The organism is Planotetraspora mira (assembly GCF_016863275.1).
Lineage (GTDB): Bacteria > Actinomycetota > Actinomycetes > Streptosporangiales > Streptosporangiaceae > Planotetraspora > Planotetraspora mira.
Map to the genome: position 1 here is coordinate 227644 of NZ_BOOO01000016.1, position 24910 is coordinate 252553.

At 67.3% G+C, this 24910-nt stretch carries 21 protein-coding genes, 1 tRNA gene and 1 pseudogene; 11 read left to right on the forward strand and 12 right to left on the reverse strand.

Annotated features, from left to right (window positions below; translation table 11 throughout):
• Window positions 1–78: 78 nt before the first annotated feature.
• The 4 genes from Pmi06nite_RS16080 to Pmi06nite_RS16095 all read left to right on the forward strand — a co-directional run bounded on the left by Pmi06nite_RS16080 (window position 79) and on the right by Pmi06nite_RS16095 (window position 5424).
• Window positions 79–1488, forward strand: coding sequence for a sigma 54-interacting transcriptional regulator (locus Pmi06nite_RS16080; RefSeq protein WP_203953786.1), 1410 nt, complete (start codon window positions 79–81; stop codon window positions 1486–1488).
• A gap of 51 nt (window positions 1489–1539) precedes the next feature.
• Window positions 1540–3489: a vWA domain-containing protein gene (locus Pmi06nite_RS16085; protein ID WP_203953787.1), complete on the forward strand. Its 1950-nt coding sequence runs from the start codon at window positions 1540–1542 to the stop codon at window positions 3487–3489.
• Between the two features lie 249 nt (window positions 3490–3738).
• The gene (locus Pmi06nite_RS16090) at window positions 3739–4170 is read left to right on the forward strand and encodes a hypothetical protein (RefSeq protein ID WP_203953788.1); all 432 of its coding nucleotides are present in this window, start codon (window positions 3739–3741) and stop codon (window positions 4168–4170) included.
• Between the two features lie 48 nt (window positions 4171–4218).
• Window positions 4219–5424 carry an MFS transporter gene (locus Pmi06nite_RS16095; protein WP_203953789.1) on the forward strand — a complete coding sequence of 402 codons (1206 nt, stop codon included), beginning with the start codon at window positions 4219–4221 and terminating at the stop codon, window positions 5422–5424.
• 24 nt (window positions 5425–5448) lie between these two features.
• Here Pmi06nite_RS16095 and Pmi06nite_RS16100 read toward each other — a convergent pair whose 3' ends face one another.
• Window positions 5449–6588, reverse strand: coding sequence for a cystathionine gamma-synthase (locus Pmi06nite_RS16100; RefSeq protein ID WP_203953790.1), 1140 nt, complete (start codon window positions 6586–6588; stop codon window positions 5449–5451).
• Between the two features lie 25 nt (window positions 6589–6613).
• Window positions 6614–7984 carry a cystathionine beta-synthase gene (locus Pmi06nite_RS16105; RefSeq protein ID WP_203953791.1) on the reverse strand — a complete coding sequence of 457 codons (1371 nt, stop codon included), beginning with the start codon at window positions 7982–7984 and terminating at the stop codon, window positions 6614–6616.
• Window positions 7985–8104: 120 nt separating this feature from the next.
• On the opposite strand from Pmi06nite_RS16105, the gene Pmi06nite_RS16110 reads away from it, so the two are divergent.
• From Pmi06nite_RS16110 to Pmi06nite_RS16120, 3 genes are all read left to right on the forward strand, one after another.
• Entirely contained in the window at window positions 8105–9082 is a 978-nt protein-coding gene (locus Pmi06nite_RS16110) for an SGNH/GDSL hydrolase family protein (RefSeq protein ID WP_203953792.1), read from the forward strand.
• Between the two features lie 47 nt (window positions 9083–9129).
• Window positions 9130–10500 (forward strand): outer membrane protein assembly factor BamB family protein, encoded by a 1371-nt coding sequence (locus Pmi06nite_RS16115; protein ID WP_203953793.1) that lies wholly within the window; start codon window positions 9130–9132, stop codon window positions 10498–10500.
• Between the two features lie 150 nt (window positions 10501–10650).
• Window positions 10651–11871 carry an acetyl-CoA C-acetyltransferase gene (locus Pmi06nite_RS16120; protein WP_203953794.1) on the forward strand — a complete coding sequence of 407 codons (1221 nt, stop codon included), beginning with the start codon at window positions 10651–10653 and terminating at the stop codon, window positions 11869–11871.
• 133 nt (window positions 11872–12004) lie between these two features.
• On the opposite strand, the gene Pmi06nite_RS16125 is transcribed toward Pmi06nite_RS16120, so the two are convergent.
• The 3 genes from Pmi06nite_RS16125 to Pmi06nite_RS16135 form a co-directional block, all read right to left on the reverse strand.
• Window positions 12005–12415 carry a PPOX class F420-dependent oxidoreductase gene (locus Pmi06nite_RS16125; RefSeq protein ID WP_203953795.1) on the reverse strand — a complete coding sequence of 137 codons (411 nt, stop codon included), beginning with the start codon at window positions 12413–12415 and terminating at the stop codon, window positions 12005–12007.
• Between the two features lie 62 nt (window positions 12416–12477).
• On the reverse strand, window positions 12478–12696 hold the full coding sequence (locus Pmi06nite_RS16130; protein ID WP_203953796.1) for a DUF4287 domain-containing protein: 219 nt from the start codon (window positions 12694–12696) through the stop codon (window positions 12478–12480).
• 188 nt (window positions 12697–12884) lie between these two features.
• Window positions 12885–13670 carry a Bax inhibitor-1/YccA family protein gene (locus tag Pmi06nite_RS16135; protein ID WP_203953797.1) on the reverse strand — a complete coding sequence of 262 codons (786 nt, stop codon included), beginning with the start codon at window positions 13668–13670 and terminating at the stop codon, window positions 12885–12887.
• An 886-nt stretch (window positions 13671–14556) separates the two neighbouring features.
• On the opposite strand from Pmi06nite_RS16135, the pseudogene Pmi06nite_RS41885 reads away from it, so the two are divergent.
• Window positions 14557–15465, forward strand: a pseudogene (locus tag Pmi06nite_RS41885) (sensor histidine kinase); the annotation flags it as partial.
• 72 nt (window positions 15466–15537) lie between these two features.
• On the opposite strand, the gene Pmi06nite_RS41890 reads toward Pmi06nite_RS41885, so the two are convergent.
• Both Pmi06nite_RS41890 and Pmi06nite_RS16145 read right to left on the reverse strand, forming a co-directional pair.
• Complete coding sequence (locus Pmi06nite_RS41890; protein WP_239113948.1) at window positions 15538–16509, reverse strand: asparaginase; 972 nt, start codon at window positions 16507–16509, stop codon at window positions 15538–15540.
• A 1-nt stretch (window position 16510) separates the two neighbouring features.
• Window positions 16511–17305, reverse strand: a complete 795-nt coding sequence (locus Pmi06nite_RS16145; protein ID WP_203953799.1) for a Clp protease N-terminal domain-containing protein — start codon at window positions 17303–17305, stop codon at window positions 16511–16513.
• 213 nt (window positions 17306–17518) lie between these two features.
• Here Pmi06nite_RS16145 and Pmi06nite_RS16150 point away from each other — a divergent pair, with 213 nt between their 5' ends.
• Window positions 17519–18394: an SDR family oxidoreductase gene (locus tag Pmi06nite_RS16150; RefSeq protein ID WP_203953800.1), complete on the forward strand. Its 876-nt coding sequence runs from the start codon at window positions 17519–17521 to the stop codon at window positions 18392–18394.
• 47 nt (window positions 18395–18441) lie between these two features.
• Here Pmi06nite_RS16150 and Pmi06nite_RS16155 read toward each other — a convergent pair whose 3' ends face one another.
• The 4 genes from Pmi06nite_RS16155 to Pmi06nite_RS16170 form a co-directional block, all read right to left on the reverse strand.
• A complete protein-coding gene (locus Pmi06nite_RS16155; protein WP_203953801.1) occupies window positions 18442–19461 on the reverse strand; it encodes a CU044_5270 family protein in 1020 nt (339 codons plus the stop codon).
• Window positions 19454–20062, reverse strand: a complete 609-nt coding sequence (locus Pmi06nite_RS16160) for an RNA polymerase sigma factor (RefSeq protein ID WP_308442503.1) — start codon at window positions 20060–20062, stop codon at window positions 19454–19456. The genes Pmi06nite_RS16155 and Pmi06nite_RS16160 overlap by 8 nt, the downstream gene beginning before the upstream one ends.
• 379 nt (window positions 20063–20441) lie before the next feature.
• Window positions 20442–20562, reverse strand: a tRNA-Leu gene (locus tag Pmi06nite_RS16165).
• 54 nt (window positions 20563–20616) lie between these two features.
• On the reverse strand, window positions 20617–20781 hold the full coding sequence (locus Pmi06nite_RS16170) for a hypothetical protein (RefSeq protein ID WP_203953802.1): 165 nt from the start codon (window positions 20779–20781) through the stop codon (window positions 20617–20619).
• A gap of 1607 nt (window positions 20782–22388) precedes the next feature.
• On the opposite strand from Pmi06nite_RS16170, the gene Pmi06nite_RS16175 reads away from it, so the two are divergent.
• Both Pmi06nite_RS16175 and Pmi06nite_RS16180 read left to right on the forward strand, forming a co-directional pair.
• Window positions 22389–23531 carry an ImmA/IrrE family metallo-endopeptidase gene (locus Pmi06nite_RS16175; RefSeq protein ID WP_203953803.1) on the forward strand — a complete coding sequence of 381 codons (1143 nt, stop codon included), beginning with the start codon at window positions 22389–22391 and terminating at the stop codon, window positions 23529–23531.
• Entirely contained in the window at window positions 23531–24034 is a 504-nt protein-coding gene (locus Pmi06nite_RS16180; protein ID WP_203953804.1) for a hypothetical protein, read from the forward strand. The genes Pmi06nite_RS16175 and Pmi06nite_RS16180 overlap by 1 nt, the downstream gene beginning before the upstream one ends.
• Here the strand turns inward: Pmi06nite_RS16180 and Pmi06nite_RS16185 are convergent, their stop codons facing one another.
• Window positions 24035–24889: a DUF6602 domain-containing protein gene (locus tag Pmi06nite_RS16185; protein ID WP_203953805.1), complete on the reverse strand. Its 855-nt coding sequence runs from the start codon at window positions 24887–24889 to the stop codon at window positions 24035–24037.
• Window positions 24890–24910: the final 21 nt, after the last annotated feature.

Genomic DNA, 24910 nt, shown 5'->3' on the forward strand with positions numbered 1-24910 from the left:
CGCGATGGTCAAGATCCGAAATCCGGATCCGCCGAACGGGGATGCCGGATCCCATGATGGGGACGTAGTCTCGGCAGCGTGCACAAATCGCCCGCGCCTGCCAGCAGCACTCTGCGTGAACTGCGCGAGAGTGGACACGTCCACCGGACGGTCAAGGCCGAGATCCGCGAGAACCTCCTGGCCCGGCTCCGGGCCGGGGAGCCCCGGTTCCCCGGGATCATCGGCTTCGACGAGACCGTCCTCCCGCATCTGGAAAGGGCCCTGATCGCCGGGCACGACCTGGTGCTCCTCGGCGAGCGCGGCCAGGGCAAGACCCGCCTCATCCGCACCATCACCGAGCTTCTCGACGAGTGGTCGCCGGTCATCGCGGGATGCGAGATCAACGATCATCCGTACGAGCCGGCCTGTGTCCGCTGCCTGCGGCTCGCCGGGGAACTGGACGACGACCTCCCGGTCGCCTGGAGGCACCGCGACGACCGCTACGGCGAGAAGCTGGCCACTCCGGACACCTCGGTCGGCGACCTCATCGGCGACGTCGACCCGATCAAGATCGCCGAGGGACGCACGCTGGGCGACCCCGAGACCGTCCACTATGGCCTGGTCCCCCGGACCAACCGCGGCGTCTTCTCCGTCAACGAGCTTCCCGACCTGGCCGAGCGCATCCAGGTCTCGCTGCTGAACGTCCTGGAGGAGCGCGACGTCCAGGTCCGCGGCTACAACCTGCGCCTCCCCCTGGACATCCTGCTCATCGCCAGCGCCAACCCCGAGGATTACACGAACCGGGGCCGGATCATCACCCCGCTCAAGGACCGGTTCGGCGCGGAGATCCGCACGCACTACCCCCAGTCCGTCGAGGACGAACTGGTCCTGATCCGCCAGGAGGCCGCTCTCGAGGAGCTCGGCGCCGACCTTCCCGCCCATCTGGTGGAGGTCATCGCCCGGTTCACCCGGCTGGTCAGGGAGTCCACCGCCGTCGACGCCCGCTCGGGCGTCTCCGCGCGCTTCTCCATCGCCGCCGCCGAGACCGCCGCCGCGTCCGCCCTACGGCGGGCCGCCCTGACGGGCGAGGAGCGGCCGGTGACGCGGATCTGCGACCTGCCCGGCGTGGTCCCCACTCTGCGCGGCAAGGTCGAGTTCGAGGTCAGCGAGGAGGGCCGCGAGGTCGAGGTGCTCGCCCACCTGCTCCGCCGGGCGACGGCCGAGACGTTCCGCGGCACCCTGGGCGGGACGGACCTCGCTCCCCTGCTCGAGAAGTTCTCCGAGGGCGTCCAGATCGAGTCGGGCGAGCTGGTCCCGGCCAACGAGTTGCTGCGGCGCATCGGCCGGGTGGACGGCCTGGCGAAGATCATGACGCGGCTGGGCCTGGGCGAGGGCGACGAGTCCCCCGGTCACGCGGCCGCCGCGCTGGAGTTCGCCCTTGAAGGGCTCTACCTGATGCGGCGCCTGTCCAAGGACGACATCGCGGGCGGATCGGTGTACCGCACATGACGGACGGCCTTCGCACGCGCGCACAGGCTCCGGCCGGGTTAGCGTAATCCCGTGGCATACCGGTACGGGGAGTATCACGACGGGCCTGATCCACTGGCTCCGCCGTACGACGTCCGCGGGGCGCTCGACGAGATGGGCGACGCGATCCTTTCGGGTTCGACGCCTCTCGACGCCCTGCGCGACCTGCTCAAGCGCGGCCTTCCCGGCCCCTCCGACCGGCGGGGGCTCGACGACCTGCTCCGCCAGGTACGGCAGCGCCGCCGCGAGCTGAGGGAGAACACACGGCTCGACGGCACGCTCGAGCGCGCCCGCGCCCTGCTCGACAAGGCCATCGGCCAGGAGCGGGCCGAGCTGTTCCCCGACCCGTCGGACGACGCGCGGTTCCGGGAGGCGGCCCTCGACGCGCTGCCCTCCGACACCTCGCGGGCGATCCAGGAGCTCGGTTCGTACGACTGGCGGTCGCAGGCCGCCCGCCAGACGTTCGAGGAGTTGCGCGACCTGCTGCGCCGGGAGGTGCTCGACAGCCAGTTCCGCGGCATGCGGGACGCTCTGGCCAACCCCGACCCCGCCGCGATGGAGCGGGTCCGGCAGATGATGTCGGATCTCAACGACATGCTGGACCGCGACGCGCGCGGCGAGCACACCCAAGAAGATTTCGACCAGTTCATGCAGAAATATCGGGATATGTTTCCCGAGAATCCGCGGAATCTGGAAGAGCTCATCGACATCCTGGCCCGCCGGGCGGCGGCCACGCAGCGGCTGCTGGCCTCGCTGACGCCTCAGCAGCGTGAGGAACTCGCCGGGCTGATCGACCAGACGCTGGAACAGGCGGGGTTGTCGGAGCAGATGCGCCGGCTGGGCAACGCCCTGTACTCCCGCCGCCCCGACCTCGCATGGAACACCCCTGAGCGGGTCTCAGGGGACGAGCCCACGGGGATGGGCGACGCCGTGACCGCTCTGCAGGATCTGGCCGACCTGAGCGACCTCGAGACCGCTCTGCGGCAGGACTATCCGGGCGCGCGGCTCGACGACATCGACGAGGACGCGATCAGGCGGGCCCTCGGCCGCTCCGCCGTCGACGACCTCGACGCCCTCCGCCAGGTGGAACGCGAACTGGAGGAGCAGGGCTACCTGCGACGCCATCGCGGCAAGCTGGAGCTCACTCCCAAGGCCGTCCGCCGCCTCGGCGAGACGGCCCTGCGGCGGGTCTTCTCGTCCCTCGACTCGGGCCGCCGGGGCGACCACGACCAGCGGGACGCCGGCAAGGCGGGCGAGCTCACCGGATCCAGCCGTCCCTGGCGGTTCGGGGACGAGCAGCCCATCGACGTCGTGCGCACCGTGGTCAACGGCGTGCGCCGCACCACCTCACACTCCCGCCGGGTCTCGCTCACCGTCGACGACTTCGAGGTGGCGGAGACCGAACGGCGGTCCGCCGCCGCCGTGTGCCTGCTGGTCGACCTGTCGTACTCCATGGCCCTGCGGGGCACGTGGGCGGCGGCCAAGCAGACGGCGCTGGCCCTGCAGGCCCTGGTGGCCTCGAAGTTCCCGCAGGACGCCGTCCAGATCATCGGGTTCTCGAACTACGCGCGGGTGCTCCAGGCCGACGAACTGGCCGGGCTGGAGTGGGACATGGTGCAGGGCACCAACCTGCACCACGCACTGCTGATCGCCGGTCGCCACCTCGACCGCCACCCGGACTTCGAACCCGTGGTCCTGGTGGTCACCGACGGTGAGCCGACCGCCCATCTGATGCGCAGCGGCGTCCCGCGTTTCGAGTGGCCGCCCTCGGCGGAGACGCTGGAGCTGACCCTGGCCGAGGTCGACAAGATGACCAGGCGGCGGGCGACCCTCAACGTGTTCATGCTCGCCGCCGACGAGCGGCTGAAGGACTTCGTCAACGAGGTCGCCCGGCGCAACGGGGGGCGTGTGTTCTCTGCCAGCGCCGACCGGCTCGGCGAATACGTGGTCAGCGACTTCCTCAAGGTGAGGCGGTCACGCTGACGCGATAATCGATTGCCGATCGGGCTGCGATCGGCGGACGATATTCAGGACTTCCCACTTTCGGTGCTGACCGTTCCACGCCTCGTGGAGGGAGAGCCCAGATGTTCGCCGCCGTCGGCCTGGTCGTCCTGATGGTCGTCACGGGTGTGATGTACGAGATGTGCGTCCACGGTCGTCCCCGTGGCCGCAAGTGACGTCGTCGCGTCATCGTCCTCCCACTTCGATCAACCAGACGATAGCCTCAGCGACATGTCGTTTCTCGACAAGCTGCTCCTGTGGCTGCACATAGGCTTCGCCATCTTCGCTATCGGACCGCTGACGGCGGTGACGAGCGTGACGCCCCGCTACATCCGGGCTCGCGACGTCAACGTCCTGAAGTACCTCAACCGGTCCACCCGGCTCTTCGGCCTCCTGACGCTCGGCGTGTTCTTCTTCGGACTGGCCCTGGGGCGGAGCGCTCTGGCCAAGCCGTACCTGTCGGTCGCCATGACGTTGTTCATCGTGGCGGCGGTCCTGTTGGTGATCATCGATCGCGACCAGCGGTCGGCCATGCAGGCGCTGCTCACGGAGAGCCCGGTCGACGACGCCAAGGTGCAGACCGGGCGGATCGCCGCCCTCTCCGGCCTCACCGCCCTGATCTGGCTGGTGATCCTCTTCCTGATGGTGTTCTTCAACCCCTGACGGGCGGCCCCGGCGAATCCGCGGCCGCTGAACAGAAAGGTGGCGACCGTGGCCTCGGACCACGCGCCGACGACCGGGAACCGGGCGACCTGGGCGCTGGTGGCCCTGGGCATGGCCACTTTCATCTACATCACCGTCGAGCTTCTCCCGATCGGCCTGCTCACGGTGATGGCGGCCGACCTCCACCGGACCCCGTCGGAGATGGGCCTGATCGTCACGGGCTACGCCGCCGTCGTCGTGCTGGCCTCGATCCCGCTCACCCGGCTCGCGTTGCGGGTTCCGCGGCGGACGCTCCTCGCCGTGACCCTCGGCGCGCTCATCATCGGCACGCTGCTCACCGCCGTCGCGCCGAGCTATCCGGTCCTGCTGACCGCCCGGCTGCTGACCGCGCTGACCCAGGCGCTCTTCTGGTCGGTCGTCGCCACGACGGCGATCGGGCTGTTCCCTCCGAAGGAGCAGGGACGCGTGGTCGCCCGCCTCGCGATCGGCAACTCGATCGCCCCCGTCTTCGGCGTGCCCGCCGGGACCTGGCTCGGCCAGCAGGCGGGGTGGCGGGTCTCGTTCGTCGTGATGGCCGTCCTGGCCCTCGTCACCTGCGTCGCGCTGATCGCGCTGCTGCCCGCCGTCAGCGCCGCAGGCGTCGAGCCGACGCGTGGCTCGGCGCCCGACGCCCGGAGGTACGCGCTCCTCGTCGCCGCCACGGTGATCGGCGTCACCGGATTCCTGACGGCCTACACCTACATCACGCCCTACCTGGAGGAGGTCAGCGGATTCGCCCCGCAGGCACTGGGCTCGCTGCTGTTCGCCTCCGGCGTCGCCGGGGTCGTGGGCACGATCGTGGTCGGGGCACATCTCGATCGGCGCCCGCGGGCCGCGCTGATCGTGCCGCTCATAGTGATCACCGGCGCCCTGCTCGGCCTGTACGCCCTGGGCACGGCCCGGCCGCCTGCCGCCGTGGCGCTGTGCCTGACCGGCCTGTCGTTCAGCGCACTGGCGACGGCCATTCAGAACCGCACTCTCCAGGTGGCCCCGGGCAGCACCGACATCGCCTCCGCGGGCATCAGCTCCGCCTTCAACGTCGGCATCGCCTCCGGCTCGCTGCTCGGAGGAGTGCTGATCGACGGGCCGGGAACGCGCAGCGTGGCGCTCACCGGCGCCCTCCTGACCTCCGTGGCCCTCGTGGCCCTGCTCAGCGAGAGGTGGCTGGCCCGGCCCGCGAAGCCCGCCGACGCCGAGACGGCGGTGGCGTGCTGATCGCGGGCCGGATCGCCGGACTCGTCAGGAAAGCGCCTCCGTCAGGTCGGCGAGGAGGTCGTCGACCGTCTCGATGCCGACCGACAGACGGACCAGATCACTGGGCACCTCGAGCGGAGACCCGGCCGCCGAGGCGTGCGTCATCCTGCCCGGGTGCTCGATCAGCGACTCGACCCCGCCGAGCGACTCGCCGAGGGTGAACAGGCGGGTGCGGCCGCAGATCGCGACGGCGTCCTCCTCGCCGCCCGCGACCCGGAAGGAGACCATCCCGCCGAAGCGCCGCATCTGCTTGGCCGCGATCTCGTGTCCCGGGTGCCCGGGCAGTCCGGGGTAGAGCACCTCGGTCACCTTGCGGTGTGACAGCAGCAGGTCGACCACGCGCTCGGCGTTGTCGCAGTGCCGGTCCATCCGGACGCCGAGCGTCTTGAGCCCCCGGAGGGTCAGCCACGCGTCGAAGGGCCCGGCCACCCCTCCGATCGCGTTCTGGTGGTAGGCGAGCCGCTCCCCCACCTCCGCCGAACGGGCGACCAGAGCCCCGCCGACGACGTCCGAGTGGCCTCCGACGTACTTGGTGGTCGAATGGACCACCACGTCCGCGCCGAGCGCTAGCGGCTGCTGCAGGTACGGCGAGGCGAAGGTGTTGTCCACCAGCAGCACCGCGCCCGACTCGTGGGCGATCTGCGCGAGCGCCGCGATGTCGGCGATGCCGAGCAGCGGGTTGGTGGGCGTCTCCACCCAGATCGCCTTGGTCTCCGGCCGTACGGCGGCGCGGACGGCGTCCAGATCCCCCAGCGGCACCGGGTCGAAGCTCAGCCCCCACCTCGAAAGGACCTTGGAGAAGAGCCGATAGGTGCCGCCGTAGGCGTCGTCGGGGATCAGGACGTGATCACCGGGCTCGCAGACCGTCCGGATCAGCGTGTCCTCGGCGGCCAGGCCCGACGCGAACGCCAGACCGCGCGCGCCCCCCTCGACGGCGGCGATCGCCTCCTCGAGGGCGGTCCTGGTCGGGTTCGCGGACCGGCTGTACTCGTAGCCGGCCCGCAGCCCGCCGACGCCGTCCTGCTTGTAGGTCGACACGGCATAGATCGGTGGCACGACCGCACCCGTATATGGGTCAGCCTCCTGGCCCGCGTGGACGGCCAGAGTCTCGAAGCCTTCGTTCATGCCGTCGAGCGTAGCCGCTGCCCGGCTACCGCCCGGCCAGGAAGGCCAGCAGGTCCTGCCGGGTGAGCAGGCCGACGGGCTTGCCGTCGCCGAGGACCACCGCGGCGTCGGCCTTCTCCAGGGCCTCCACCGCGCGGGCCACCGGCTCACCCGAGCCGATCATGGGCAGGGCCGCCGACATGTGGCCCTCGATCGGGTCGTCGGAGCGCATCTTGCCCCGGTACAGGCCCTCCAGGAGGTCGCGCTCGACGATCGAGCCCACCACTTCGGCCGCCATGACCGGCGGCTCCTCCTTCATGACCGGGAGCTGCGACACGCTGTACTCACGCATGATGGAGATCGCCGTGCCGACCGTCTCGTGCGGGTGGACGTGCACGAACTCCGGGAGGCCCGGCGTCTTGCGGCTCAGGACGTCGGCGACCAGGCCCTCGTCGCTCGACGTCGTGAGGAACCCGTAGTCGGCCATCCACTCGTCATTGAAGATCTTCGAAAGGTAGCCGCGGCCGCCGTCGGGCAGCAGCACGACGACCACGTCGTCCGGTCCCGCCGCCTGGGCCACCTGGACGGCCGCCACGACGGCCATGCCGCACGATCCGCCGACGAGCAGCGCCTCCTCGCGGGCCAGGCGCCGGGTCATGTTGAACGAGTCCTTGTCGGAGATCGCGATGACCTCGTCGCAGATCGTGGTGTCGTAGGTGATCGGCCAGATGTCCTCGCCGACGCCCTCGACCAGGTACGGACGACCGCTGCCGCCGGAGTACACCGAGCCCTCGGGATCGGCTCCGATGATCTTCACCCGGCCGCCGGAGACCTCCTTGAGGTACTTCCCGGTCCCGCTGATCGTCCCGCCGGTGCCCACTCCCGCGACGAAGTGGGTGATCCTTCCCTCGGTCTGCTCCCAGATCTCCGGGCCGGTCGAGTGATAGTGACTCGCCGGGTTCTCCGGGTTGGAGTACTGGTCGGGCTTCCACGCGTTCGGCGTCTCACGAGCCAGCCGGTCGGACACCGAGTAGTAGGAGTCCGGGTGGTCCGGAGAGACGGCGGTCGGGCACACCACGACCTCCGCGCCGTACGCCCGCAGGACGGCGATCTTGTCCTGCGCCACCTTGTCCGGGCAGACGAACAGGCAGCGGTATCCCTTCTCCTGGGCCACGATGGCCAGCCCGACGCCGGTGTTGCCCGAGGTGGGCTCCACGATCGTCCCGCCGGGCTTGAGGGCGCCGCTCCGCTCTGCGGCCTCGATCATCCGTACGGCGATCCGGTCCTTCACCGAGCCGCCCGGGTTGAAATACTCCACCTTGGCCAGCACCTGTGCAGGCGCTCCAGCCGTGACCTTGCGCAACCGGACGAGAGGGGTGTTCCCCATAAGCTCGACCAGCGAGTCGTGTACCCGCACCGCGAAGACCGCCTTGGTTTACCGAAGCTTTGTCAGCTTGCCAGGAGCCGGGGTCCCGAGGGGGTGGCCGGGATTCGGCTAGTTTCAATTTCAAACCGTACCGTGACGTGGGGAGAGCGGGTGATCTGGACGACCGGCGCGGCGCGAACCGCGCGACGAATCGCCACGGCCGCCGCACTCGGCGGCGGCGGCCTGACCGCACTGGGAGCGGTCACCTACGGTCTGCTCATCGCCGAGGCCGCGGTGGCCCGCCGGATCGTCGGCCAGCCGCACGGTCTCAACGGACCCGACTCCGACGGGGTCTACGGCGACACCTATCCCGGTGAGCCGATCCGCATGGCCGTCCTCGGGGACTCGACGTCGGTCGGCCTCGGCCTGACCGACCCCGCCGACACCCCGGCCGTCATCATCGCGCGCGGCGTGGCCGCCGTCGCCGAGCGGCCGGTACGGCTGAGCGTCCTCGGCCTGTCGGGAGCGGCATCGGCCGACCTGGACGTCCAGGTGGACCGGGCGCTTGAAGACCGGCCCGAGATCGCCGTCGTCTTCGTCGGGGCCAACGACGTCACGACCGCCACCCTTCCCGCCCGTGCCGTACGGCACCTGCAGAAGGCCGTGCGCCGGCTCACGGACGCGGGCGCGGAGGTCGTCGTGGGCACCTGCCCCGACCTGGGAACCGTCCGGCCGATCGCGCAGCCCCTCCGGTGGGTCACCCGCCGATGGTCGCGGCAGCTCGCCGCCGCCCAGACGGTCGCCGTCGTCGAGGCCGGTGGAAGGACCGTGGCCTTCGCGGACCTCCTCGGGCCCGAATTCGAGACCAACCCGGCAGAGATGTTCGGACCAGATCGTTTTCATCCATCTGCCCGAGGTTACTCACAAGCCGCGTACGCAGTGCTACCGTCTGTATGCGCCGCGTTGGGGTTGTGGCCCGGGCCAGAACCCGTGCGCGTCGAAGGATCGCAATACCTTCTGGCGGCAATGGCCGTGGAGGAACCCGGCACCGAGGTCACCGCGACCCATGTGGCCGGCCGGGCGGTCGGCCCCCACGGACGATGGGCGGCGCTGCTTCGCCGGAAACCTGGGCCGATGACGAGCGGCTAGAGCCGGTTACCCCGCGCGGTCAGGCCATCACCCCCTGTAGGAGTGACATGACCCGGCCTCACGTGAAACCTCCTCTCGCTCTCGCCGCAGCCACCCTCCTGGCCGGCGGGGCTCTGACCTCCTGTTCCAGCAGCGACACCGCCGACAGCCCGTCGAAGGCCTGGTCGAACGTCCAGGTGAACGCCGTCAGCCGCGTCACCACGGGGGCGGGCGTGGCGGCGACCACCTCGATGCGGACCAACGGCGCCCTCGAGACCGTCGCCCTCGACCTGACCACGGGCAAGAAGCTCTGGGCCACCCCCGCGACGATGGCCGGCCGGCTGCCCGGCATGGGCGTGCAGGCCCCGGCCACAGTGGAGACCGGCAAGGGCCAGGCCGTCGTCGTGGCCGTCGATCCCGCGGGCACCGCCCCCAAGACCACCCGGATCAAGGCGACCGTGGTGGCCAGGGACGCCAAGACCGGCAAGCAGAAGTGGGCCCGTCCCATCGAGTCGACCTTCGGCCCGCAGCGCTGCGGGCCCTACATCTGCCTGTCGGAGAACACCTCGCTGAAAACGGCCCGGGTCGTGGTCCTGGATCCGCAGACCGGCAGGACCCAGTGGCAACTCCCCGGCATCGCCGAGGTCGAATGGTCGGACACGACCAACGTCGTGATGTTGCGGCTCGCCTCACACCCCGTCCTGGAGGCGCACTCGCTGAAGACGGGCAAGGTCGTCTGGCAACTCCCGATCGAGCAGGCCCTCGGCCAGGGCGTCGACCTGTCCGGTGGCTGGTCGTTCGGCGCGACCGGCGACAAGCTCGTGGGCTACGTCGCGCCCTACACCAGCCCCGACACCAAGCAGACCTCGGCGTTCGGCCTGTTCTCCGTGCGTCTGGACGACGGCGTCGTCGACTGGATGCGCCCCTCGGTGGTCCGGGTCTACCCCAGCGGCAACCCGGCGTTCGCACCCGTGGTCAGGCCGGTGGACGAGCAGGGACAGTACGGCGGCTTCGCCCGGCTCGACGGGGAGACGGGACGCGTGCTCGGGCAGATCACGCCGACCCAGGTGCCCGGCTCCGGCTGGTGGCTCGCGTTCCCTCCGGCCATGGACAAGCTCGGGTTCCTCAAGCACGACGCCCCCGGCTCGGCCTTCGACCTGAAGACGGGTGAGTCGAGCCCGGTGAAGGACACGACCGGCTGGTCGTTCTGTGCCACGGACCCACGTCCGCTGCCCCTTCCCGGCGTGACCCCCGGGTTCTACGCGATCGCCGCCCTCTGCGAGTTCGACCTGGCCACCGGCAAGCGGACCTCGTCGTCGGCGGCGCCGCCCGCGTGGTTCACCGGCGGCCAGAACGGCTGGCGCCTGTGGCGAGACGAGAAGGGCGCCCTGCACGCCGTCAACGACGGCACCGCCACCACTCCCGGCATGTACGGATGACCAGTGTCCACGGCACACCTCGCTCCTCCGGTACAAAGTTCTGTTCGCGTGGCCCCAGGGCGTGGCGGAAGCCGTACCGGGGGGTAACCTCCTGCGGAGGAGGGCCGCCCGAACCCTGAGTGCGGTGGCCGGAGAAACAGGGAGAGTCACATGCCTGAGGCAGTCATCGTGGCAACTGCGCGGTCACCGATCGGCCGCGCCTTCAAGGGATCTTTGAAGGACATCCGGCCCGACGACCTTGCGGTCCAGATCGTCCAGGCCGCGCTGGCCAAGGTGCCGCAGCTCGACCCGAACGACGTGGACGACCTCATGCTGGGCTGCGGCCTGCCCGGCGGCGAGCAGGGCTTCAACATGGGCCGGGTCGTCTCGGTGCTCCTCGGCCTCGACGGCGTGCCGGGCACCACGGTCACCCGCTACTGCTCGTCGTCGCTGCAGACGACCCGGATGGCCTTCCACGCGATCAAGGCCGGCGAGGGCGACGTCTTCATCTCCGCGGGCGTCGAGACCGTCTCCCGGTTCGCCAAGGGCAGCTCGGACTCCCTCCCCGGCACCACCAACCCTCTCTTCCTGGACGGCAAGTCCCGGACCGACAAGCTCGCCGAGGGCGGCGCCCCGGTCTGGCACGACCCTCGCGAGGACGACGCCATCCCGGACGTCTACATCGCCATGGGCCAGACCGCGGAGAACGTCGCGGGGCTGCGGGGCGTCTCCCGGCACGAGCAGGACGAGTTCGGCGTGCGGTCGCAGAACCTGGCGGAGAAGGCCCTGGCCAACGGGTTCTGGGAGAGCGACATCACCCCGGTCACGCTGCCCGACGGCACCGTGGTGAGCAAGGACGACGGCCCGCGGGCGGGCACGACCTACGAGGCTGTCTCGCAGCTCAAGCCGGTCTTCCGGCCCGACGGCACGGTGACGGCCGGCAACTGCTGCCCCCTCAACGACGGCGCGGCCGCGGTGATCGTCATGAGCGACACCAAGGCGGCCGAGCTGGGGATCACGCCGCTGGCGCGGATCGTCTCGACCGGTGTGACCGGGCTGTCTCCGGAGATCATGGGGCTCGGGCCGGTCGAGGCGTCCAGGCAGGCCCTCGGCCGCGCGGGCATGGCCATCGGCGACGTCGACCTCGTGGAGATCAACGAAGCCTTCGCCGCCCAGGTGATCCCGTCCTACCAGGAGCTCGGCATCGACCTCGACCGCCTCAACGTGAACGGCGGCGCGATCGCCGTCGGTCACCCCTTCGGGATGACCGGCGCGCGCATCACCTCGACGCTCATCAACAGCCTCCGGTTCCACGACAAGTCGCTCGGCCTCGAGACGATGTGCGTCGGCGGCGGCCAGGGCATGGCTATGGTCCTGGAGCGTCTGGCCTAGACGGCCGCGGGGGATCCCGGAGTCGTCCGGGATCCCCTCCGCGGGGGCCGTGCCTCGGCGGGGCCGCAGCAACTGTCCTGGCCGGCCGTGGCGGGGCCTCAGCCATGCTGGGCGGGCCGGCCGTGGCGGGGCGTCAGCCGTGGTGGTCGGGCCCGGCCTTGGTGGGCTCGACCCGGATGAGGACCCGCTTGTCCCGCACCATCGCCTCGCGGTAGTCGTCCCAGTCCGGGTGCTCACCGCTGATGCCCCGGTAATACGCGACCAGGCCGTCCATGGCCTCCGGCAGCGACACGACCTGCGCGGTTCCTTCGATCTGGACCCAGGGGCCGTAGAAGGCGTCGCTCATCACCGTGAGGAGGACCTGGGGGTTCTTGCGGGCGTTGCGGGTCTTCGCCGCGGTCTCGCGGCTGCTGACGATGAGATATCCGTCCTCGTCGAGCCCCACGGTGACCGGTGACGTCTGGGGGCGGCCGTCTGCGTGCCAGGTGAACATGACCGCGCGATGGTTGTTCTTCACGAACTCACGCGCCTCATCGAGATCCATGAACACAATGATGCGCCCACACCGAGGCGGTGCGGGCGCAGGGATTCGGGACCGGTCACTCCCTAGAAGCGACGACGCCGCTCGTGCTCCAGGACGATCGCTGCGGCGTAGCCGTGGCTCAGCCCGTGTTCATCGGCGAGCCAGGCGGCCCGCTCATCACATCTGAGGAACGACGGACCGTTGTCGATGGCTTGGAACCACTCGGGGAGTTCGCGCCCGGTGATGGACGGGACGCGTGCGATCAGCTTTGTCTGTGTCTCCGGTGAGTGGTTCAACGACATGGGCACCTCCACGGATCGGGCTGCTTTGTGTCACAGTGCATCACCAGCCCGTGCTTGACAAGACCCCCGCAGACATCAACTTGTTACAGATTGTTGATCGAAAGTTTTGCACCGTGACGGCACATCCTGTTAAAGGACAAAAAAAGGGCACCCTTCGGAAAAGAAGAGTGCCCTTGTCTCTCGTCAGGCTAGTCGTTGTTTGTGAAATAGCTGATGAAACGGAGAATCTCCAGGTAGAGCCACACGAGGCTCAGCGTGAGGCCGAAGGCCATCAGCCAGGAGTACCGCTCGGGGACGCCCGCCCGGACGCCGCTCTCGATCTGGTCGAAGTCGAGGAGCAGGAAGAAGCAGCCGAGCAGGATCGCGACGACGCTGAAGAGCCAGCCGAGCGGGCTGTCGGTGCGGAGACCGAGGCCCCCGTCCACGAAGAAGCCCGCGACCAGGTTGAGCAGGGCGAGGCCGACGAACGCGAAACCGGCCGCGATGACGAACTTGGTGACCTTCGGCGTCGGCCGGAAGATCTTGAGTGCGTAGACGGCCAGTGTGCCGCCGAAGGCCACCATCGTGCCGAGCACGGCCTGCAGGACGATGCCGTTGAAGCGCAACTCGTACGCGTGGCTGATGTAGCCGATCGCGATGCCGTAACAGAGCGCGTAGCCGAGGATGAGCGCGGGGTTCGTGCTCTGCTTGAACGAGACGATCAGGCCGAGGACCAGCCCCACCAGCATCGCCGGGATGGCGATCCCGGGACCGAAGTCCATGTACCACGACACGGCCGCCGCGACGACCAGTGCGCCAAGCGTCATGAAGCCGCGCACCACGACGTCGTCGATGGTCATCGGGCGCGAGGTCGGCGGAGCGTACGACGGCGCGCCGTACATGGCGTCGAGCTGCTGCACACTCGGGGTCGCCGAGGTCCATTGCTGCTGACCGGTGGACCCACGCCGGCTGAATATCGGGTTTCTGCTCTCCATCGCTGCCTCCGGGACGCGACTCGCTGCTCAGCCTCTTGCGCGGCTTATTCGGGATGGTGCCCACGAAGCGCCGTGCCCACAAGGGACTCGGCGCTCCGCCAACGTCTGCAACGATCAGGCCCCGGCGCGAGTTCCCCGCCACACCGCACGGAATCGGCGCGGTTCCCGGACCTCCCCCAGGCATGGCCGTGCCAATAAACTGGGATGGTTCTTTTACTTGAATAATTCAAGTCAAGTGTTAGCGTATTCAGCAGCGGGTTCGTCTCGGAGACGGATCCACGGCCACCGGTTCGCTCCAATCGCCACGCACGATCGGCCGGGTCGGGCCCATGGCGGCCGACAACCCTCACCACCTCAGCGCCCCGAGGATCTCGGGGTAGCGATCACGTGTGAGGAGGATGCGGTGCACAGCCTTGTTTCACTCCTCGAACCTGAGCGGTCACCTCTGGCGCGGCTGCGGCCGCGGTCGATCCGCGGCCGGATAACCGTTCTGGTCAGTCTTCTGGCGGTGCTGTTGATCGGGCCCACAGGACTGTTGATCGGCTCACTGACCCGTCAGGCGTTCAGTGACACCGTCTGGCTCGACGCACGCCATCAGTCCTCCACGACCGCCCAGGCCGTCCGCACCGGGCGCCTGGGGAACCCGATCGTGCCCGAGGTCCGCGGCGTCACGCTGATCCAGGTCGTGGCGCCCGACCGGCATGTCATCGCGGCGTCGCCGGCAGCCGCCGGGCTGCCCCCGATGAGCACGGTGCTTCCACGCCCTGAGCGCCCGCAGATGGACGTGCGGGCCTGCCCGGACCACGGCGACGGGAGTTGCGTCCGGATCTCCGCGTACCGCGTGTCGCAGGCGGGGGACTCACCCGTGGTCTACGCGGGCAGGCCCATGGCCGGCGTGACGGCCGCCGGGCCGTTCGACTGGATCTTCGCGGCGGAGGTCGTCGTCCTCGTCCTGCTCACCGGCTGGGGCACCTGGAAGATCGCAGGCCGCACCCTCCGGCCGGTCGAGGACATCCGCACCGAACTCGCCTCCATCAATGTCAGGCATGTCGGCAGCAGGGTCGAGGAGCCCGTGGGCCACGACGAGATCGGCCGCCTGGCCAGGACGGTGAACAGCACGCTGGCACGAATCGAGGAGGCCAAGCGCGCGACCGAGAGCGCGCTGCTGCGGCAGCGTCAGTTCGCGGCGGACGCCGCGCACGAGTTGCGCACGCCCCTCGCCGGACTGCGGGCAGAACTCGAGGAGGCTCAACTGCATCCGGACCAGACCGAGATGGCCGACATGCTCCGGCGGACCCTGACCGACGTCGACCGGCTCCAGATGATCATCGCCGACCTGCTTCTGCTCGCGAAGCTCGGGGCCAACGCGCCGCAGGAGCAGCGGCCTGTCGATCTGGGCGCCCTCGTCGAGGAGGAGATCTCTCATCGGCCCCGGCGCGTAGACGTGCGGTTACGGCTCGAACCGGGAGTCGTGGTCGACGGCGTACGGAGTCAGCTCGGCCGGCTGTTCGGCAACCTGCTCGACAACGCCCAGCGCCATGCCGCCCATGCCGTCCTGATCGAGGTGTGCCGGGGCTCCGCCGACGCCGAACTGTCGGTCAGCGACGACGGCACCGGCATCCCGCCCTCGGAACGGGAACGGATCTTCGAACGCTTCACCCGGTTGGACAGTGCCCGCAGCCGCGGTCACGGAGGCACCGGACTGGGCCTCGCCATCGCCCATGAGATCGCGATCGCGCACGGTGGCACGATGCAGGTGACGGACTCGCCGGAGGGCGGTGCGCGATTCGTCCTGCGGCTGCCGCCGGCGGGGTCTCTCGCGAGGGCCCGTGAGCCGAGCCCCGCGACGATCACCGGGCGCGGCGGGTCACAACCCGCCGAACCAGTCACGCACGGCGTCCCTGCCACCCGAGCCCAGAGCGACCATCACGGCGGCACGCGCCTTGACGGGAGCGAGTCCGCGGGCGCCGATCGCGCCCGCTTTCGCGGCGAGCCCCAGTCCGAACGGCAGGGCGTCGAGCGGTAGGCCGGACGTATGACACCGTGACGCGACGACCACCGGGATGTCCCACTCCGACAGCTCGGTGATCGCCGTGAACAGCGTGACCGGGACGTTCGCCTCGCCGGTGCCCTCCAGCACGATTCCGCGCGCGCCCGCGTCGACCACGGCCGTCAGCAGCGCCGGCTCGATGTCCGGATAAGTCTTGATCAAGGCAACGTGCGACTCGGGCTCTCCTTGAGGATCCGGCGGCCTCGGCGGAGGCGCGGCGAGCATCTCGACTCTGCCCTCCACCACGCGGCCCACAGGAGAGAACGGCGCGGAGGAGAACGCCGGAACGCCGGCGGCGTCGGCCAGGGTGACCCATCGGGCCGCGTGCAACTCGCCGCCGAGGCAGACGACCGCTCCCGCCCCGCGGAGGGCCGGATCGGCGGCGGCCGCAAGCGAGGCCGCCAGGTTGCCCGGCCCGTCGGCGGACGGGTCGTCCAGGGGACGCACGGCTCCGGTCAGCACGATCGCCCCCCGGCGGGCCGCGGGCCCCGCGAGCAGGTCGGTGAGGTAGGCGGTGTCCTCCATGGTGTCGATGCCGTGCGTGACCACGACCCCGTCGAAGTCCTCGTCCAAAATGGCCGACCGGACGCGCCGTGCCAGGGCGAGCATGGCGGAGGGCGACATGTCCCAGCTGGGCTCGGCCATGACGTCCTCGGCCACGACCTCCATCGTCCGCATATGGGCGGGCACGGTCCGCAGGAGGTCCGCTCCGGACGCCAGCCCCGGACGCGCAGGGCCGGACGAGTAAGCGATCATGTCGCCCGTCGCGAGCAGCAACACCCGCGCCATGTCAGGCCTCCGGGCCCGGGATGCCCGCGTGCTGTTCGAGCCGTTCGATGCGCTCGGCCAGCGGCCTCAGCTCCTGGCGGACGAGCTCGCCGATCCGCGCGAGCACGCCCTCCTGAGCCGTGGCGTCCATGCCCGGCGCCTGCGCTCCCTGTGTCTGCGGGCTCTGCGTCTGCGCCCGGAGATGGACGTAACCGGCGAGGGCCGCGACGACGGCACGGCGGGTGAGGCGGGCCTCGGCGCCTCTCGTACGGAGGACCTGCCCGGCCGTTCCGTCGGGCTCTGCGACCAACCCCAGCAGCAGGTGTTCACAGCCGATGTAGTTGTGACCGAGCGTCTGCGCCTCCGTGACGGCGAACTCGAGGGCGTTGGCTGCGGGGCCGCTGAACCGCCGGACGGCCTCGTCTCCGGAGGCCTCGGGCGTGTCCGGAAGCTGCCGGGCGAGGTCACGCCCGACCACCTCCGGATCGATCTCCATGGCGCGCAGGACGTGGAGAGCCAGGTTGTTCCCCTCGGCCAGCATGGCGGCGAGCAGGTCCTCCGTCCCGATGGCGGCGGCTCCCCGCTCCCGCGCCCGTTCCAGAGCGAGCTTGAAGACGGCCCTGGCACGCGCGGTGAAGTGCCCCATCCGTCCTGCGGGATCGTCGAGCTCCAGCTCGCCCACGACGGCCTCCCGGATGGCGGTCACCCTGCGTACGGCCTGCTCCAGGGCTCGCTGGCAGACGGCGGAGACCGGCAGGCCCGCCTCCTTGACCGCCTCGGCCAGCTCGTCGGGCAGGTACACGTTGATTTTCGGCATACCCCTTGTATAACCCCTAGGGGGTCATACATCAACCCGAGGGTCGAGCGGACCGGTCGCACGACTGGGCCGCGGCCCTCACCCCGCCACCACCACCGCACCGAAAATGAAATTCGAATACCTGGAAATAGCGCGTTTCCGCAGGTCAGACATGAAATGTGAATGGTACGTTCACGTTTGCCTGGGCGAGCTTTCGCCGTCGAAGATGGAGAAATGCGAATTCTCGTTACCGGCGCAACCGGAAACGTAGGCCGGATCGTCACCGAGCAACTCCTCCAGGCGGGCGTCGCCGTAAGGGCGCTGAGCAGGAATCCCGATCAGGCCGCCCTGCCCCAGGGGGCCGAGGTGGTTCAGGGCGACTTGGCGCGGCCGGAGAGTCTGCGTCAGGCGCTGGACGGCGTGACCAGGATGTATCTGTTTCCGTTCGCGGCGACCGCGCCCGAGGTGGTCGATCTGGCCGAGGAGGCCGGAGTCCGCCGCGTGGTCGTCCTGTCGTCGGGCGCGGTGACCGCCGGCTACGACACCGATTTCCATCTGCCCGTGGAGCAGGCCGTAGAGGCCTCCGGCATGGAGTGGACCCATGTGCGGCCCGGCGAGTTCATGCTGAACAAGCTGTGGCTGTGGGGGCCCTCGATCCGGGCCGAGCGGGTCGTCCGCGATCCGTTCCCCGACCTGGCCTGGCACCCGGTGCACGAGCGGGACATCGCCGACGTCGCCACGGCCGCCCTCCTGGAGGACGGGCATCAGCGCGCCGCCTACACCCTGAACGGCCCCGAATTCATCAGCCGCCGTGACCAGGTCCGCGCCATCGCCGAGGCCATCGGCCAGGACATCCGCCTGGAGGTCGTGACCCCCGCCCAGGCTCGCGAGATGTATCTGGCCCAAGGCGGCTTCGCCGCGGCGAACGCCCGCTTCCTCACCGGGTTCGAGGATTACGCGGGCAACGAAGCCGGCCGATCGGAGACCGAGGACTCCGGCCCCACCGGCCTCACCGCGTCCGACTCGTTGCCCACCGCGGAGCAGGTCACAGGCAAGCCCGCCCGCACGTTCGGCGAATGGGTCCGCGACCACGCCCGGGACTTCGCCTGACCTGGTGTCTTCCGCTCCTGGTACGGCTCGCGCCCGGGTCCCGGGCCTCATGGGCGTTGACCCGGGCCGTCGACCACGGCGGCGTCCATTTTCGCGGTCAACTCGACGACGGTGCCCTTCGCGAAGTGCAGCGGATTGTCGGGGTCGTAGTCGCTGTCCACGCCGGGCGGAGGTGGCGATTCCGTGTAGTCCTCGGTGAACACGGAGCGAGACCCCAGATAACGGTAGGTGCGCCGGTCAAAGACGATCTCCGACCGCACCGACTGCGCGTCGATGATGCCGAACGCCTGGCCGTGCCGCCCGGCCGCGTCCTCGACATCCTCGATCACCGTCACGCCGGGGATGTAGGCCAGCGCGCCGTACAGGGCCGCCTGCTGGCGCGGCGTGACGTAATACCTCTTCAACGCCTCTTTCACCAGTGCGAACGCGGCGACGTCCCGCCCGCGCGAGGTGTCGACAGTCGATGAGCGGATGCCTCCCGCGCGCTCCGCCGCGATGATCCTGTCGACTTCCGCGTAGACGTGCCGTGCCATGCCTTCCGGCTCGGTCGGCGCGCCCAGGAGGAAGGCAGCGGACGGAACGTCACGCTCAGGATCGATTTCCGACACCGTGACACGGCCGTCGTCGTCGACGCCGGCGTTCCAACGGCCATCCGCGGTGTACCAATCCCGCAGGTCCGACAAGTCGTGCGACTCGGTTTCCCGCTGCAGCGTCCGCACGTACGTCCAGGAGTCCGCGGGCACCTTCTCCGTCGACTGCTTCTCCGCCGCGGTACGCGCCCGCTTTGCCACAGCCGCCACGGCGGGTTGCGCCCCGGCCAGCACGGCGACCACGCCCGGCCTTGCGGGGTCTCCGCCGGTGTCCCGCGGCACGGCGATCGCGGTGATGATCGCCGATGCCAGCGCCGCGACCACGCCCGCTCGCACGATGATCGGCCTCAACCGGACGCGGCTTCGGCTGGGAGCCGTCATCTCCTCGAGCAGCCGTGCGCGGGCCGCACCCGAGGCGCCCGCGCGGATCGGCGGCGTGTCCCTGCGCAGCTCGGCGAGCATGTGCAGCTCATCCATCGTGGGTCTCCTTCGTCAGGTCGTTTCGACCGAGCCGGGCGCGTAATTTGTGGCGCGCCCGGTTCAGACGCGAGCGCACGGTTCCCAAGGGGATGTCGAGGGCCCTAGCGGTCTCCTCGTAGGTCAGCTCGCCCCACACCACGAGCAGCAAGGCATCGCGGTCACCCTGTCCCAGCGTCGCCAGCGCCCCCGCCAGCCGCCGCTTCTGGTCATGAGTGACGAGCCGGTTGACGACGCCGTCGGCCAGCGACTCCGGCAGCGGGTCCGCCCCCGTGCGACTCAGAGCCCGCAGGTACCGCACTTCGGAACGCCGGTGACGCGCGACGAGCGTGGTGGCGATGCCGTACAGCCACGGGCGCGCGTCGGAGCGGGACACGTCGTAGACGGACCGTCGCCGGAAGGCCGCCAGAAAGGTCTCCGCGACGATGTCGTCGGCCGCGTCTGTACCGACCCTGCGGGCGATGTAGTGATGGATCTCTTCGACATGCCGATCGAAGATGGTCGCGAAGCGCTCGGAGTCGCTCAAGGAGGCCGCGATCACCTCGGCGTCGTCCGGGGCCGGGGAGGAAACCGCGGGTGGGCTGGTCATCTCAGGCAGCACCGCTTGGGCTCCTTCATCATGAGCGGCCTCTTCTCAGTCGGGGGATGGTTCAGCCCTTCTCTCCCGCAGAGCTTCCAAAAGTTCGCACCACGGCCAAACCAGCAGAATTTCTGCTGGGTTGGCCATCGCGGCCGTCTATGGGCCGGGCCTGCCTGATCTCTCGTCTGCTGTCGACCCACCGCGAAGCGGCAGCGGGCCACCAGGAAGAGCCGGCCAGGAAACGTGTCGATGCCGCCCTGAAAGCGACGTGACCTCACGGGCACACCAGGGGCACGGCCGCCCGTGGTCGGTCGATGTCAGCCATGGACCGCCGGAAAACACAGATCAGCCCGCGACCTGATGTCCATGTCGCGGGCTTGCTCATGCTTGGCGGAAACTGTGCCCCCGGTGGGACTCGAACCCACAACGCAGCCCTTTTAAGGGGCGCCGGGATCGAACCCGAACGACGCTGGGACCTGGACATACATGCCGAGGGCACGCCTCATCTCCACATCGGGGGCACGCGGGGGGCACAGGGGGCACAGCCGCTCTACCCCGTGCCCCCCGTGTCCGGGCTAGCGTCGTCGACGGAAGAAGCGGAGCAGTCGGTCGACCATCTCCGCGGCAGCCTTCCTGCGGAACGGCTTCGTCGACCACACGGCCGGCAGCACCACGCCCGCGAAGATGGAGGCGCTGGCCGCGTACACCCAGGCGTTGGCCCCCATCCACACGTTGGTCACCAGGTCTACCAGGGAGAACGGCTCCGGGGATCCCCCGGCTTCGGACTGGATAACTTCACCAATCCACGTACTAGCGGGTACGATGAGGCTCAAGTCTGACTCCTTTCGAGTCATGCTTCGTGAAGATGGCAGCCGCCCGCTTGCACCGGGCGGCTGTCGCTTTTTATGGCGACAGCCGATGGCCGTAACAGCGTGTCCACGGTGGCTCACGCTGCACTTCGTAGATTAGCGCCCCCAGAAGCCCCGTGCGACACGCAATACGCGCGCCAATGTTTTGCCTGGATCAGATCCCGCACGCGCGCCAGAAGGCTTTACAGAGCCGTATGGAGGGTGCTAGAACGCGCCCGCGCCGCGCGGCGCGCGAGAATATCACTTCGCCGGCCCAGGGCCACCCCCAGCCACATTCGCGATTCCGGACGCCTGAGTGCATATGACGCATACATCGTTGTTCGTGACTACAAGGAATCATGCTCTCATGTCCGACATGCGACGCGATGCGACATTAAATTGAATTGCCCACTTGGTCCGTTTTGCAACTTTCGTGCCACAAGGATTAATTCAATAAATTGGAATCCAACGCTTTGAATCACGCGCAAAACGCAAAACAAATATGCATCTAGCCGAACTTTTGCAAGTCGGAAATCCTTAAACTAGCCGCGTCGCAAGCCTAGTGAATACCTATAGCACGGATGATTCTTCAATCAGATACGGACGCCAATAGTATGAGGCAATCATAGTCCGCAGAACCAGCATCCGGCACAAAATAAGCGCATATACATCGAGGCAAATAAGCTAAAGAATAAAGGTTGGCAAGGCTGACGACAGTCGAGACCTTCCTACACCAGGTTGCAGAGAACCCGACAAGTATGCTATACGCGCGCGTGCGCGCGTTAGGTATAGCGGTATGGAGGCCACGCCGCCCCTGAGGCGATGTCTGGTCGCAGATAGACCGAACAGGCCCGCAAACGCTCAAAGCTCCAGCTCTCCTCCCCTAGCCCTGACCAAATTCAAGGCCGACATATGGACAGCCCTATGCATCTGAGCAGGTACTTAGCGAATGCGTTGGGGCCAGGAGAGCTGCCGTCGCCTGAGACTTCAACCTGTAAGGTTGCTGGAAGACCTCCAGGCGTGCTAACCGCGCGTGCGCGCGCGTTAGGTATAGCGGTGCGGTTACCACGCCATCCCATGCAAGCAGGACCCGCAGGAGGCGAAACTACCGCGCCAACATCCCCCGAAGGTGGCAACCTCACTGCACAGGGACCCGCCCTTTCAATCATCCTGGAGAGATCGCACTCCCCGAAGACGCCCGTATGGTCGAGGTTGGTTTGGCCGGCACCGCGGCAGCACTGAGCCGTCACACAGCTCTCGTGTATCCCTCCTGCACGTCGCCGCCCAATCGGATCGCCAATGCAACACCAGCGTCAGTCAGCTACGACCTCCGCAGGCGCCCAGCCCACGCTTGTGAGAAGAAGCAACAACGCTGCAATTACGAGCCCGTAACGGTTATGACCTACTGGACATTCGGACAACGCGCCGTATCTCGGGATGTACCGATCCTCACCTTATAGATCGATGACATAGCAGATCAACGGATGTAGGGTCTACACATGCCATCCGTTCGACAAGACATCAACCCAGCTCTTCTCGCTTGGGCGATGAAGCAGTCGGACATTGATGAGAACGAGCTGGCCAATAGAGCAAATATAAATGTGGCCGAAGTTCAATCTTGGCTGGCTGGCCACGATAAGCCTGGCCTGACTGCCTTGCGCTCCGTTGCCAAGGTGTTGAAGCGTTCAACATCCTTCTTCTTCTTGCCTAACCCCCCTGCATCTTCTACAACAGTAGCCTCGTTTCGTGCACCAATCGGATCAAGCGGTCCTCGAAAAATCAGCCCAGATGAGCTAAACGAGATTCGAACTGCCGCTCGTCGCCAAAAGATCGCATCCTGGGTTCTCAAGGAAATCAACCCAGAGGAACGGGTCTCATTTCCCATATCAAACGGGGACCCAGAAAAGGCTGCAATCGAGGCTAGGTCCTGGTTGCAGTGGAATACGGTCTATCAGGTTAGAGCGAGCACCAAGGCCGGCGCCAATAAGCGATTGCGTTCCGCCCTTGAAGAGCGCGGAATCCTCGTGCTCCAGATTCAGATGGGGCGCAGCCAATGCCGCGGCTTCTCCATCGCGGACGCCCAGGTTCCACTAATTGCCGTTAACAGTACCGGGCATATAGCTTCCGCTCGGACATTTACAATGCTCCATGAACTTGCTCATCTAACTTTAGGAGAGCAAGCGGTATGCGATCTCCCGGACGATTCACACGAGCGCTGGTGCGACCGGTTTGCAAGCGCCTTCATGATGCCCCGGCAACACCTGAGGGAGTATCTCGGTCGCAACCTTAAAAAGGGATATATCGAAAGCGACGACTTGGATAGCGTTCGCCTAATATCCAACCGCTATAAGGCGAGCTATCAATGCGTTGCTTTGAGACTGATTGAGCTTGGGGCTGCCGACTGGTCGCTATATCAATACATTCGTAGTGGCAGCTATGAGCACGACAAGCCTTTTCCCAACCCGAACGGAGGACAGACCACACCTGAAGTACGCCTGCGTGAGTATGGGACAACATATCCGCGCCTGGTAATCGCTGCCATCGATGATAACAAGATATCAGAGCTCGACGGCAGAAGATTTTTGAATGTGAATGGCGAGCAGCTAGCCAACCTAAGAAGTCGGCTAACGGATGTCGCCTGATGGAATATGAATACCGCTGTGTAGTAGACGCCCACGCCGTATTACATCTTCCTAAACTTTGCCTCGATCAGCGCAGCACTATGCAGGTATTAAATCACCTTACCGACATGGTTAAAGCTGAGCATCTGTTCTTCCCCGACCTAGTTGTTAAGGACTGCGCCAAATACGCCACAGACGAACCCATACATGTATGGATAAAAGCGGTCTCGGGATCCAGAGTTCACAAAAGCGTCGCGGGTGAGTGGCAAGAGGAAGTACTCGGGTTGTGCCCCGATCTGGCTGACTTCGACGACGACCTGGAACAGACACAGGTACATGTGGCGGGCATGGCGCTGATGGCGCGCGAGCAAAATGGGCCGAACCTCGTTGTAGTTACAGAGGATCGTAAGGCGCTACCAACGCGGACATGCCTATATGATGCTTGCGAAAGCTTAAGGCTCAAGGCATTAAGCATGAAGGAGCTGGTTGTTTGCGCTGGCGGCAGCGAGTTCTTGCGTGCCTAGCTAAAGCTCCTCAAGTTCTTGAGCCGGCGGCCTAAGATAATGCGTTAATGACGGCTCACCCAAACTCTTGCCGGACGAGAGTATGCGCAGGAGAGCCGCAGAATAGATCAACAGAGCGCGTCCTGGCTCACCGATAATACGGTCCTCTTGTCGAGCGCTCAGTCGAGTGGCGGGGTACGCTATCGACTCTCGAAGTGCCACGCTACGCTCTTCATTCGTGGGCCTCTCCCACGAGCCTGGCACTCTTTCTCCTTCGCTATTGCGCGCGTGAAGGGGAACAAGCCCCATCTTGTAGTCCGCGCTATCGCCCCCTTCGAGAAATCGCTTCCGACCGCCAAGTATCCCCGGTGTTACTACGCAGAAGACGTCTGGGCGCAGCCGGTCCGAAATAGTTCTTACACTCTTTGCGATAGTGGGAGGTAATTGCGCCTGATAGGCAAGCAAGGCAAAAGCCGGCGGCGATGTGCCCCGATGCGATACAAGCCGGTTCAACTTCTCCTTTTTCTTCGAGAAGTCTTCCAGTTCTTCGCCGTCAAGCGTTGTTTTCACCTCAATTGCCAGCTCGACACTTTCGATAGGGAAGAGCACTTGAGTGGTCTGGGCCATAATCGCAGGCTCGTCCGCTGCGTCATACACGATGATGTCCGTCTGAGCTGACATACTTCCCTCAGCGTCAATGATCATCCCAGAACCTACACCATATCGCTTCGGGAGTAGCCGCTCCAAAAGTTGAACTAGTGATAGTTCATTAGCACGGCCCTGCTCTCCCATATGGCCGATTAGGCGGTTGAAAGTGCCAACTTCCTCTTGCAGACGCCGCGCCACACCGGACCAATATTGTTCCACAATATTCATGTGGTGGATTCTCTTTCAGAG